Annotated in this window: 11 protein-coding genes; 1 reads left to right on the top strand and 10 read right to left on the bottom strand. The window is 66.3% G+C overall.

Annotated features, from left to right (window positions below):
* Positions 1–2: 2 nt before the first annotated feature.
* From argH to argC, 8 genes are read right to left on the bottom strand one after another with little or no spacing between them, the layout of a single operon-like run.
* Positions 3–1,382 (bottom strand): argininosuccinate lyase, encoded by a 1,380-nt coding sequence (gene argH / locus ACOQPI_RS10600; RefSeq protein ID WP_420619616.1) that lies wholly within the window; start codon positions 1,380–1,382, stop codon positions 3–5.
* Positions 1,379–2,596: an argininosuccinate synthase gene (locus ACOQPI_RS10595; RefSeq protein WP_420619615.1), complete on the bottom strand. Its 1,218-nt coding sequence runs from the start codon at positions 2,594–2,596 to the stop codon at positions 1,379–1,381. The genes argH and ACOQPI_RS10595 overlap by 4 nt, the downstream gene beginning before the upstream one ends.
* Positions 2,593–3,096 (bottom strand): arginine repressor, encoded by a 504-nt coding sequence (gene argR / locus ACOQPI_RS10590; protein ID WP_420619614.1) that lies wholly within the window; start codon positions 3,094–3,096, stop codon positions 2,593–2,595. The genes ACOQPI_RS10595 and argR overlap by 4 nt, the downstream gene beginning before the upstream one ends.
* Complete coding sequence (gene argF, locus ACOQPI_RS10585; RefSeq protein WP_420619613.1) at positions 3,093–3,995, bottom strand: ornithine carbamoyltransferase; 903 nt, start codon at positions 3,993–3,995, stop codon at positions 3,093–3,095. The genes argR and argF overlap by 4 nt, the downstream gene beginning before the upstream one ends.
* Positions 3,992–5,176, bottom strand: coding sequence for an acetylornithine transaminase (locus ACOQPI_RS10580; RefSeq protein ID WP_420619612.1), 1,185 nt, complete (start codon positions 5,174–5,176; stop codon positions 3,992–3,994). Before ACOQPI_RS10580 ends, argF begins: the two co-directional genes overlap by 4 nt.
* On the bottom strand, positions 5,173–6,051 hold the full coding sequence (gene argB / locus ACOQPI_RS10575; protein WP_420619611.1) for an acetylglutamate kinase: 879 nt from the start codon (positions 6,049–6,051) through the stop codon (positions 5,173–5,175). Before argB ends, ACOQPI_RS10580 begins: the two co-directional genes overlap by 4 nt.
* Positions 6,048–7,205 (bottom strand): bifunctional glutamate N-acetyltransferase/amino-acid acetyltransferase ArgJ, encoded by a 1,158-nt coding sequence (gene argJ / locus ACOQPI_RS10570; RefSeq protein ID WP_420619610.1) that lies wholly within the window; start codon positions 7,203–7,205, stop codon positions 6,048–6,050. The genes argB and argJ overlap by 4 nt, the downstream gene beginning before the upstream one ends.
* A complete protein-coding gene (argC, locus tag ACOQPI_RS10565) occupies positions 7,202–8,227 on the bottom strand; it encodes an N-acetyl-gamma-glutamyl-phosphate reductase (protein ID WP_420619609.1) in 1,026 nt (341 codons plus the stop codon). Before argC ends, argJ begins: the two co-directional genes overlap by 4 nt.
* Before the next feature lie 379 nt (positions 8,228–8,606).
* Between argC and ACOQPI_RS10560 the strand changes: the two genes are divergently transcribed.
* Positions 8,607–8,885 carry a hypothetical protein gene (locus ACOQPI_RS10560; protein WP_420619608.1) on the top strand — a complete coding sequence of 93 codons (279 nt, stop codon included), beginning with the start codon at positions 8,607–8,609 and terminating at the stop codon, positions 8,883–8,885.
* Between the two features lie 10 nt (positions 8,886–8,895).
* Here the strand turns inward: ACOQPI_RS10560 and ACOQPI_RS10555 are convergent, their stop codons facing one another.
* Together ACOQPI_RS10555 and pheT are read right to left on the bottom strand one after the other, a co-directional pair.
* Positions 8,896–9,573, bottom strand: a complete 678-nt coding sequence (locus ACOQPI_RS10555; protein WP_420619607.1) for a class I SAM-dependent methyltransferase — start codon at positions 9,571–9,573, stop codon at positions 8,896–8,898.
* Between the two features lie 113 nt (positions 9,574–9,686).
* Complete coding sequence (pheT, locus tag ACOQPI_RS10550) at positions 9,687–12,044, bottom strand: phenylalanine--tRNA ligase subunit beta (protein ID WP_420619606.1); 2,358 nt, start codon at positions 12,042–12,044, stop codon at positions 9,687–9,689.
* Positions 12,045–12,057 lie beyond the last annotated feature (13 nt).

Raw genomic sequence — 12,057 nt, 5'->3', positions numbered from 1 at the left:
CCCTAGTCAAAGCGGGCTGCGTCGGCGTTGAGGCGGGCGCGGAATTGTTCGAGCTGCGCGGCTACTGGCTCGGGGCCTGCGCCGCCGGGGGTGGTGCGGTGGGTGACGGGGATGCCGGGGGTGAGCAGCTCGGCGGCGGCATCGCCTAGGCGGGGGTCGGCCCGTACCAGATCGGCCAGAGACGCCTCGCCCTCCAGGCTTTGGCGGACCAAGTCGCCCACCACCGCGTGGGCGTCGCGGAAAGGTATGCCTTGAGCTACTAGATACTCGGCCAGATCGGTGGCCGCTGATGTGGGGGCGTCGGCGGCTGCGGCCATGGCCTCGGTATTGAAAGCGATGGAGGATAGAAGGCCGGTCATGGCCCGCACGCCGAGGCGCACCTGGTCGACCGTGTCAAACAGGGGCTCCTTGTCTTCTTGGAGGTCGCGGTTGTAGGCCAGCGGCAGCCCCTTGAGGGTGGCCAGCAGGCCGGTGAGGTTGCCGATGAACCGGCCGGCCTTGGCCCGGGCCAGCTCGGCGATGTCGGGGTTCTTCTTCTGGGGCAGCATGGAGCTGCCCGTGGCGTAGGCGTCGTCGAGGGTGGCGAAGTCGGCCTCCTCGGAGGTCCAGAACACGACCTCCTCGCCGAGCCGGGACAAGTGGATGGCCACCATCGTCAGCGCGAACAGGCTCTCGGCCACGAAGTCGCGGTCGGACACTGCGTCCATGGAGTTGTCGAACCGGGCGGCGAAGCCCAACTCGGCCGCGGTCATATCGGGGTCCAAGGGCAGCGACGAGCCGGCCACCGCCCCCGCCCCCAGAGGGCTGACGTCCAGTCGGGTGCGGGCGTCGGCCAATCGATCCACATCCCGGGCCAGCGCCCAGCCGTGGGCCAGCAGATGGTGGGCCAAAAGCACCGGCTGGGCCCGCTGGAGATGGGTGTAGCCCGGCAGGTAGGTGTCGCCCGCGGCCACAGCCCGCTCGAGCAGCACCTGCTGGAGGGCGATCACGTCGGCGGCGATGGCGGCCAGCTCCCGCTTGGCGAACAGGCGCAGGTCGGTGGCCACCTGGTCGTTGCGGCTGCGACCGGTGTGGAGCTTGGCTCCGGCGGGACCGGCCAGCTCGGTGACCCGGCGCTCGATGGCGGTGTGGACGTCCTCGTCGCCGGGCGCGAAGTCGAACTCGCCGGAGGACAGCTCCTGCTCAGTCTGGTCGAGCGCGGCCAGCACCTCGTCAACCTCGGCGTCGGTGAGCAGGCCAACGCGGCCCAGCATCCGGACGTGGGCCCGCGACCCGGCAATGTCGTCGGGTGCCAGCCTCACGTCGAAGCCGATGCTGGCGGTGTAGGCCATCAGCTCGTCGGCGGGGTCACCGTCGAATCTGCCGTGCCAAAGCGTGCTCATGACGGGCCTGCTCGCTGGGCCAGGGTGCGCAGCCGCAGGGCGTGGAGCTTGATGAACCCCTCGGCGTCGGCCTGCTGGTAGGCGCCTTGGTCTTCCTCGAAGGTGACCACCGCCTCGTCGAACAGGCTGTCGTCGGAGTGCCTGCCGGTGACGATCACGTTGCCCCGGTACAGCTTGAGCCGCACGGTGCCGTTCACCCGCTGCTGGGAATGGTCGATGGCGGTCTGGAGCATCAGGCGCTCGGGGCTCCACCAGTAGCCGTTGTAGATGAGCTGGGCGTAGCGGGGCATGAGCTCGTCTTTGAGGTGGGCCACCTCCCGGTCGAGGGTGAGGCTCTCCATGGCCCGGTGGGCCTTGAGCATGATGGTGCCGCCGGGGGTCTCGTAGCAGCCCCGCGACTTCATGCCCACGTAGCGGTTCTCCACCAAGTCGAGTCGGCCGATGCCGTTGGCTCCGCCGATGCGGTTCAGCTCGGCCAGCACTGTGGCCGGGCTGAGGGGCTGGCCATCGATGGCGGTGATGTCGCCGCCTTGGAAGGTGAGCTCGATCTCGGTCGGAGTGTCGGGGGCACTCTCCGGCGACACCGACCAACGCCACATCTCCTCGGGAGGCTCGAACCACGGATCCTCTAGCGGACCCCCCTCGTAGGAGATGTGGAGCAGGTTGGCGTCCATGGAGAACGGTGAGCCGCCCTCCCGCTCGGCCTCGATGGGGATGCCGTGCTCCCCGGCGTAGGCCACCAGCTTCTCTCGGGAGCCCAGGTCCCAGATGCGCCACGGGGCCACCACCGAGATGTCGGGGTTCAGGGCATAGGCCCCCAGCTCGAAGCGGACTTGGTCGTTGCCCTTGCCGGTGGCACCGTGGGACACGGCGTCGGCGCCGACCTCGGCGGCGATCTCCACCAGCCGCTTGGCAATGAGCGGGCGGGCGATGGAGGTGCCTAAGAGGTATTCCCCCTCGTAGATGGCGTTGGCCCGGAACATGGGGAACACGAAGTCGGCGGTGAACTCCTCCCTCAGATCCTCGATGTAGATCTCCTTTACGCCCATGGCCTCGGCTTTGGCCCGGGCCGGTTCAAGCTCCTCGCCTTGGCCCAGGTCGGCGGTGAAGGTGACCACCTCGCAGCCGTAGGTGTCCTGCAACCAGCGCAGGATCACCGAGGTGTCCAAACCGCCGGAGTAGGCCAGCACGATCTTGTACAGTTCCTGGTTCACGAGCTCTCCTCCAAGGGGGCGGATTCCGCCGGATCGGTGAGTCCGGCCTGCGAGCGGAAGAAGTCGGCCACCGCGCCGCCGCCGGCTTGCTCGGTGGCCACCACCAGCACGGTGTCGTCGCCGGCCACGGTGCCCAGCACGCCGCTTACCACGGAGCGGTCGATGGCCGATCCGACCACGTGGGCCGACCCTGGCGGGGTGTTCAGCACCACCAGGTTTTGGGAGCTGCCCACGGCCACCACCCACTCCCCCAGCACCCGCCGGAGGTGGTCGTCGGGGGCGATCTGCTCAGAGGGCAGCTCGGGAATGGCATACACCGACCCGCCGCCGGTGGGGACTTTGACTGCTCCCAGATCGTCGAGGTCGCGCGACACGGTGGCCTGGGTGACCGCTACTCCCTGAGCAGTCAAGAGGTCCACCAGGTGATCCTGGCTGGACACCGACTCCTGCCGGAGGATCTGCGCGATCCGATGCTGGCGCTGGTTCTTGCCCAACCTCACGACGCCTCCAAAAGGAACGCCAGCAGGCCGCGGGCGGCGTGCATCCGGTTCTCGGCCTGTTGCCATATCCGACTCTGAGGGCCGTAGAGGACCTCTTCGCTGGCCTCCTGTCCGGGGTTGGCGGGCAGGCAGTGCAGGAAGATGGCATCGGCATCGGCCTGGCCCATAAGAGCCTCGTTCACCGAGTAGCGGCCGGCGAAAGCGTCGATTTTCTCGGAGGCCTGGGCCTCCTCGCCCATGGACACCCAGACGTCGGTGTACACCACATGCGCGCCGGCGACCGCATAAACCGGGTCGTCGACGACCTCGGCAACGGTGCCGGTGGCAGAAATACGGTCGAGGTCGACACCGTTGAATTGGTAGCCGGGAGGACTGGAAATTACGAACTGGGCACCGGCCAGGCCAGCGCCTATGGCCAGCGACCGAGACACGTTGTTGGCGTCGCCCACAAAGGCGATGCGGCGGCCGCTGATTTCGCCGAACTCCTGTTTGACGGTCAGCAGGTCGGCCAGCGCCTGCAAGGGGTGGGCCTGGTCGCTCAGCATGTTGACCACCGGTACCGAGCTGACCGCGGCCATGCGCTCGAGCAGGCGGTGGGACTTCACCCGGGCGCCGATGGCCGCATGGAAGCAGGCCAGGGTTTGGGCAACGTCTTCGGCGGACTCCCTCTGGTCGATCCCCACCTCGGCGGCAGCAACTGTCACCGGATGGCCGCCAAGCTGCACCACCGCCATCTCCATGGAGTGCCGGGTGCGAGCGGAGGGTTTCTCAAACAGCAGAGCCATGCCCTTGCCCGCCAGAACCTGGGCAAGAGTGGTATGGGCAGACAGATCTAGAACTTCAGTTAGCTCTGCCGCGCTGAGATCGTCCACATCTAAGAAGTGACGGACCGCGGTCATGACTTCAGAACCTTGTCGAGCACGGCTACGCCGTGGGCGATCTCGTCGTCACTGATGATCAGGGGCGGGGCGATGCGCAGAGAGGTGGCCCCGGCGGTGCCCAGCACCAGGCCCTCGGCCATCCCAGCGGTCACAATCTCGCCAGCCGGCCGTTCACCGGCCAGCTCCACGCCTAGCAGCAGGCCCCGGCCCCGCACACTGGCCACCCCGTCGAGCGCCTCCACAGAGGACCGCATGATCTCTCCTGCCGCCGCGGCCCGTGTCGGCAAGTCCAGTTCTTCCATCACGGCCAGCGTGGCCTTGGCGGCCGATGCCGCTAGTGGCTGGCCGCCGAAGGTGGTGGCGTGATCGCCGGGCTTGAAGGCCGCGGCGACCGCTTCCTGGGCCCAGCATGCCCCGATGGGCATGCCATTGCCCAGCGCCTTGGCCATGGTCACCACGTCGGGCCCGACCCCGTCGTGGTGGTGGGCGAACCAGCGGCCGGTCCGGGCCAGGCCGGTCTGCACCTCGTCGAGCATGAAGAGCAGATTCCGGTCGTCGCACAGCTCGCGCACCGCTTGTAGGTAGCCATCAGACGGGACGTTGATGCCCCCCTCGCCCTGGATGGGCTCCAGCAGCACGGCAGCCGTGGTGTCGTCTATGGCCTTCGCCAGTTCGGCGATGTCGTCCCAGGGCACATGGCGGAATCCCTCGGGCAGGGGCTGGAAAGCCTCGTGCTTCTCTGTTTGGCCGGTGGCGTGCAGCGTGGCCAGCGTCCGGCCGTGGAACGACCGGCCCGCGCTGATCACGGTGTAGCGGCCGGGTCCGCCCCATTTGCGAGCCAGCTTGATGGCGCACTCATTGGACTCAGCGCCGCTGTTGGCGAAGAACACCTGGCCGGGCGGGCCGCCGACTAGCCGGTCGATGGTGCGGGCCACGTGCATCTGGGGCTCGGTGGCATACAAGTTGGACACATGGCACAGGGTGCGAGCCTGCTCGGCCACCGCTTCGGCCACTTTGGGGTGGGCGTGGCCGAGGCTGCACACCGCGATACCGCTCAAAAAGTCCAGGTAGCGGGTGCCGTCGCGGTCCCACAGCCAGCATCCCTCGCCCCGCACGAACATGACCGACGGCGGACCGTAGGTGGGCATGAGCGGGCAGGGTCCGGCGTCGACTCCTACCGCATCGGTGTGAGCGCTCATGGGGTGGCCTCCTGATCGGCAGAGTCGGGGTAGACCATGGTGCCCACCCCGGAGTCGGTGAACAGCTCCAGCAGCAGCACGTGGGGTGTGGTGCCGTTCACCATGTGGGCCGAGGCCACGCCGTGGCGAACGGCATGAATGGCCGCGGTGGCCTTGGGGATCATGCCCCCGGCCAAATCCCCGGCGGCGATCATGGCGTCCAGATCGGAGGCGGTGGTCACGCTGATGAGGGTGGACGGATCGCCGGGATCGGCGTAAAGGCCCTCGACATCGGTGAGGAACACGGCTTTGGCCGCCCCCAGGGCGCCGGCCAGGATCCCGGCCACGGTGTCAGCGTTGATGTTGAGCGCTTGGCCGGTGGCATCGGCGCCGATGGTGGAGACCACCGGTATCAGGCTCTCGTCCAGCAGCCGGTCGATGATGGCGGTGTTGACGGTGTCCACCGTGCCGACATAGCCCAACTCAGGGTTCTCGGCCCGGGCCTGGATCAACCCGGCGTCCTCCCCGGACACTCCCACTGCCAGGGGACCGTGGACGTTGATGGCCGAGACGATGTCGCGGTTGACCCGGCCCACCAACACCATGCGGGCGATGTCCAGCGTCTCGGCGTCGGTCACCCGCAACCCGTCGACGAAGCGGGGTTCCAAGCCGAGCCGCTCCATCATCTCGCCGATCTGAGGGCCGCCGCCGTGGACCACCACGGGGCGGATCCCCACCGATTGCATGAGCACGATGTCGGCCGCGAACCCGGCCAGGTGGTCGCTGTCCATGGCGCTGCCGCCGTACTTCACCACCACAGTCGAGCCCGAGAACCGCTGGATGTAGGGCAGGGCTTGGGTGAGGACCGCCGCGGTGTCTTCGGCTTTGAAGCTCATGACGTCCCCATGTTCTCGTCGATGTAGGCGTGGGTGAGGTCGGTGGTGATGATCCGGGCCGAGCCGTCGCCCATACCAAGGTCCACGTGGAGGTCGAGCCGCCGGCCGGTCATGTACTCGGCCAGCTCGGGGGGATGGGCCGGTTCGCCGTTCTGGTAGACCACATGGGAGCCGTAGGCGATGGTCAGCTTGGTGTGGTCGAAAGCCACCCCCGCCGCGCCCATCTCCGAGGCGATGCGGCCCCAGTACGGGTCTTGGCCGTACCACGAGCACTTCACGAGTTGGCAGTTGGCGGTGTCCCGGGCGGCTTTGGCCGCTTCGGCATCGGAGGCCGCGCCGGTAACCCGGAGAAACACCGTCTTGGTGGAGCCCTCAGCATCATCGGCCATTTGGAGGGCCAAGCTCTCGCATGCGTCGGCGATGGCCTGGGTAAGGGCGTCGGGATCTACCGGACCAGCCTGGCCGTTGGCCAGAATCAGCACCGTGTCGTTGGTGGACTCGGCGCCGTCAACGGTGAGGGTGTTGAACGTGCCAGCCACACCGGTTCTGAGCGCCTGCTGGAGGGTTTCGGGGTCAGCTGCCGCATCAGTTGTGAGAACCGCCAACATGGTTGCCATGTTGGGCTCGAGCATGGCGGCGCCTTTGGCGATGCCCCCTACGATGAAGCCGTCGCCAGCGACAACCACCTGCTTGGGGACGGTATCGGTGGTCATGATGGCCTCGGCTGCCTGGGGACCGCCCTCGGCGGTTTGGACGGCGGCCGCGGCCGCGATGCCAGCCGATACCGAGTCCATGGGCAGGGCGTAGCCGATGAGTCCGGTGGAGCACACCAGCACTTCCTCAGGGGCCACTCCCAGGGCGGCGGCGGTCTCCTTGCACATCTGGTGGGCGTCGGCCATGCCCTGCGCCCCGGTGGCCGCGTTGGCATTGCCGCTGTTGAGGACCACCGCGGCGGCCTTGCCCCCCGTGGCGGTCAGATGCTCCCGACATACCAGCACCGGCGCCGCGGTCATCTTGTTGGATGTGAACACCCCGGCCGCACTCACGGCGGCGCCGTCGGCGGTGGCCACGATGGCGAGGTCGGGCTTGCCCCTGGGCTTGATGCCGCAGGTCACCCCTGCGGCGGTGAACCCGGGGACTTCGGTCACGCTCATGGGTACACCCCCACTGCGGTCAGCCCCGCGGTTTCGTCCAGCCCGCAAATCAGGTTGGCGCACTGGATTGCCTGTCCAGCCGCCCCCTTCACCAGGTTGTCGATGGCGCACAGCGCCACCACGGTGTTGGTGCGGGCGTCGTAGCGGACGGTGAGATGGGCTGCGTTGGAGCCCAGCGTCGCCTTGGTGGACGGCGGACGCTCGGACACGACGATGAACGGCTCGTCGGCGTAGAACTCGGCCAGCCCCGCGAGCGCTGCTTCGCTGGAGGCCTCCCCCGTCGGCTTGGCGTAGCAGGTAGCCAAGATGCCCCGATTCATCGGCGCCAGATGGGGGGTGAACAGCACCGACGCGCCCGAGGCTTGCTCGATCTCCGGGGTGTGGCGGTGGTCGAGCAGCCCATAGGCAGTGAAGTCCTCATCGACCGCGCAGAACGTGGTGTGGGCTTTGGGGGGCCGACCCGCGCCGGAAACACCGCTGGCCGCGTCCACGATGACCCCGTCGGCCTGGATAAAGCCCAAGCGGACCAAAGGAGCCAACGCAAGCGCCGCAGCAGTGGGATAGCAGCCCGGTACAGCCACTGCGGTAGCACCCGGCAACTCATCCCTGAACAGCTCAGGCAAGCCATAGGCGAACTGGCCGAGAAGCTCAGGAGCAAGATGAGGCTCCCCATACCAATGCTGGTATTCCCCGGCGTCGTTCAGCCGGAAGTCGGCAGCCAGATCAACGGCGACCTTGCCCCGATCCAGGATGTCAGCGGCCATAGCCATGGACTGGCCATGGGGCAGCGCCAAAAACGCCAACGCCACGTCATCCAGCAAGGTGGGGTCGTATTTCACAAACTCCTGGTCGGCACCAATGGCGGCCAGGTGCGGATAGAGGTCAGCGACCGGCTGCCCCGCCTGGGTGTCGCCGGTCACAAAGCCCACGTCGAAGCCCGGATGCTCGCCCAGCAACCGCATAAGCTCCGCGCCGACATACCCAGACGCGCCAATGATCCCGACCGGGATCTGCTTTTCCATGGACTAAAGTATGCATGAATCTGCATACTCATGCAAACCTATTCTTTGTTTCCTTTCTGCCTCGCCAAACCACCCCTGCTTCCGGCACAGCCGACCTGTCACTCCCCGTCGGTACCCTCCCATTCGTGGCAAAGGGCGCTCACCCCAAGAAAGAGGTGCGAAAGGCGATCAGGCAACTCGTGAAGTCGGGATGGACCATCGAGTTGTCGAAGGGTCGCTCAGCACACAGGTGGGGAACGGCATACTGTCCTGCTCGCAATCCAGACTGCACAATCGGCATCGCAGGATCGCCTCGCGTGCCCGAAGACCAGGCGGGTAGGCTCTTGAAGAGCGCCAAAAGGTGTCAGTGCCAGAACTCTGGCAATGCAGGGAGGCCGAAATGACATCCCGCAAGGTCCACTACTTCGAATTGATCACTGACGATTCGGTTGATCTCCTGGACGATGCTGTATTTGACGCCCTGCACAAGGCCGGATGCGACGACGCGCTGGTTGGCCACCACCGCCTCGATTTTGCCCGAGAAGCCGAAACGCTTTCGGAAGCACTCAAGTCCGCCAAGTCTGACGCCGAGTCGGTTCCTGGTGTGCGCGTGCTGTCCGTCAACATCGACTCAGCCGAGATCCACAATCAAGATAAGCACCGCACAACACGAGTCTGACTCTCACTGCTCAGTCCAATTGACTTACTGCAACTCGGGCGTGAAACTCCATTTGGTCGATCAGTTGCCCACCAGGGAAAGCTGCGAAGAGTTCCCTGACTGCTTCATGCACCATGCTCCTTTGCGGTCCGAGCACGATGTCTGATGCAAACGATGTCGACCGGAGAAAGCCGATGTAGCGCTCGGCATCCCAGAGTTGTTCGTGCTTCCAGATGATCTCGCCAGCTTCAATGAAGCCACCTCGTTGTAGCGCCTCTTCCTGCGTTAGGGGCTGATCGGGGAAATAGCCGGAGGGTCCGGCACGCCTGCGTTGTCCGACGACACGCTCAATTATTGAGATAACTTCACGCTGCCAAGCAGAAGTAGAGCGAAACGGGCTCGTCGAGTTGACGACGACTACGACCGAGGGGCTGATGAGCGATCCCTTCAGCAATGCCAAAACCACAGCTTGGTCTAGCCAGTGGAATGAGTTGCCGAATGTGGCAACATCAAATTCTCCAGAGGGAATATCCAGATCCTCTGCCCTCGAGCGACAGAACTGGATAGGGGCTTCAATGTCTGCAAGGCGCCCTTTTGCCTCATCGACCATATTGCTGTCGGGCTCAACAAGCATGGCGCGGCCAAAGTGTGGCGCTAATCCCTCCAGGAGTTCGCCAGTTCCAGCACCAATATCCACCAGACCCTGCATTTGACAGAGCTTTCGGCAACTCTCTACTAACTGGGACACAAACTGACCGGGATACGGAACTCGATAACGTGCGTACGCTCCCGCTGTCCCTTCGAAAATGGAGGTCTCCACAATTATCCGCGGAGGGAGGCGTTGTGGGTGTTGGAGACGGCGTCGATGCAGGATTGGCGGGCTTTGGCCACCTCGGCGTCGTTGAGGGTGCGGTCGGGGGCTTCGAAGCGGAGGGTGAAGGCCAGGCTTCGTTGGCCCTCGCCAAGCTGGTCGGAGCGGAACACGTCGAACAGGGAGACGGAGGCCAGCAATTCGCCTCCGGCCTCGGCGATGGTGGCGGACACCTCGTCGGCCGACACCTCGTCGGAAACGGTGAAGGCCAGATCCACGTCGCTGGACGGGTAACGGCTGGGGGCTCGATACGGGGCCAGGGCTCGTTCAGCTTCCAATAGAGCGCCAAGATCGACTTCTAGCCAGGCCACCCGCTCGTCGATCTCATAGGCATCCAGGACTTGGGGGTCGATCTCGCCCAGCGCGCCAACCGGCTGGCCGTCGGCCAGAACTTGGCCAGAGCGTCCGGGATGAAGGCCGTCTACCGGGCCGTTGACCACGCCGGGGCGGGTCACGGTCAGGTGGCGGGCCAGGCGGCGCCACAGCGTGGTGGCGGCGGTGGCCTCTTGGCCAGCCAGAATCACGGCGAGGTGCTCCCCTTCGTCGGGCAGATCCCCTCCCCCGCCCGGATTAATCCGGCCGATCTCGAACAGCGACACCCCGATGGTGCGCCGGGCGGCGTTGTAGGCCACTGCCTTCAACAGGCCGGGGCGCAGCGAGGTCCGCATGATCGACTCCTCGGCCACCAGCGGGTTGGTCACGGTGATGCCGTCGTCGCCCAGGCCGGCTCGGGCCAGATCGCCGGGGGCCAAGAAGGGCAGAGGCATGGCCTCGCTGACCCCCATTCCAGTGAGCAGTTCCCGGACCCGACGGCGGTCGTGCTGTTGAGGGGTGAGCGCGCCAGCCTGTTCGGTCACCGGCACAGTGCGGGCGATCTTGGAGAATCCGTGGAGCCGGCCCACCTCCTCGGTCACGTCGATCTCGGTGGCCGAATCCAGCCGCCACGACGGGATGGTGACGTTGAAGTCCTGGCTGTCGCCACCCGTCTCGCAGGCGAACCCGATGGGCTCGAGTAGGGCGGTCATCTCGCTGGTGCTTAGGTCGGTGCCCAATATGGAATTTACCCGCGGCGATCGGACTCGAACGGTGATGGGCTCAGCTCGATTGCCGGCGGCATCGATCATGCCGGGGGCAGTGGTTGATCCGAGGGCGGCGGCCAGCTCGGCAAAGCGGTCCAGCGCCAAAGGGATGATGTCGGGGTCGGCCCCCCGCTCGAATCGAGCAGATGCCTCGCTGCGCAGACCCAGTCGGCGGGCAGTGCGGGCGATGGTCATGGGATCCCACCACGCGGCTTCCAGCAGCACCGAGCGGGTGTCGGCGGAGATCTCGGTGGAGGCCCCGCCCATTACCCCGGCCAGGCCGATGGCCTGGTCATCGCGGTTGACGATCACCCCGTCGTAGGTAGTGAGAGCTCGCGCCGTGCCGTCCAAAGTGATCAACTCTTCGCCCCGAAGGGCCATGCGCACCCCCAGCTCCCCGCCGGGTACGAGGTCGAGGTCGTAGGTGTGGTTGGGTTGGCCCAACTCGAACATCACGTAGTTGGACAGGTCGACCACCGCGTTGATGGGCCGCTGCCCCACGGCCAACAGGCGGTTTGCCATCCACCGGGGCGACGCTCCTGAGGGCACATTGTCGAGCACTCGCACCCCAAAGCGCTGGCAAAAGTCGGAGGCGGCGATGCTCACCGACGCCCGCTCAGCCGCAGGCATCCCGGTTTCATCCACCTCGGGGGACGCCACCGAGAAGGGCACTCCCAGGCGGGCGGCCAGGTCGCGGGCCACGCCCATCACAGACATGGCGTCGGGGCGGTTGGGGTTCACCTCCAGGTCGAACAGCACGTCGGGGTGGATGCCCAGCGCCTCAGCCAGGGGAACTCCCAACGACAGGCCCTGTTCCAAGATCAAGATGCCCTCATGGTCGTCGCCCATGCCGATCTCAGCCCCCGAGCACAGCATTCCGTTGCTCCACTCACCCCGCATCTTGCGGCGGGCGATCTCCATGCCGTTGGGCATGGTGGTGCCCACGGTGGCCAGCGGCACCAGGTCGCCCACCGCCATGTTGAATGCGCCGCAGCACACTTGGAGGGCCTCGCCGTCGCCCGCGTTCACGTCCACTAGATGAATGCGGTCGGCATCGGGGTGGGGCCGCGTGGCCAACACCTCGGCGATCACGACGCCGTCCAGCCCCCGGCCCACATGGGAAAGCTCCTCAACGGCCAGCCCCAGATCGGACAGGACCTCAGCCAGATCGTCGGGCTCGCCATCGATGTCGGGGGCGAACTCCCGCAACCAGCTCAACAGCACTTTCATCGCGCTTGCGCCT

This window comes from Candidatus Poriferisocius sp. (genome assembly GCF_965219815.1).
Classification (GTDB): domain Bacteria; phylum Actinomycetota; class Acidimicrobiia; order Acidimicrobiales; family Bin134; genus Poriferisocius.
This window is presented reverse-complemented; position numbering and strand designations above follow the sequence as displayed.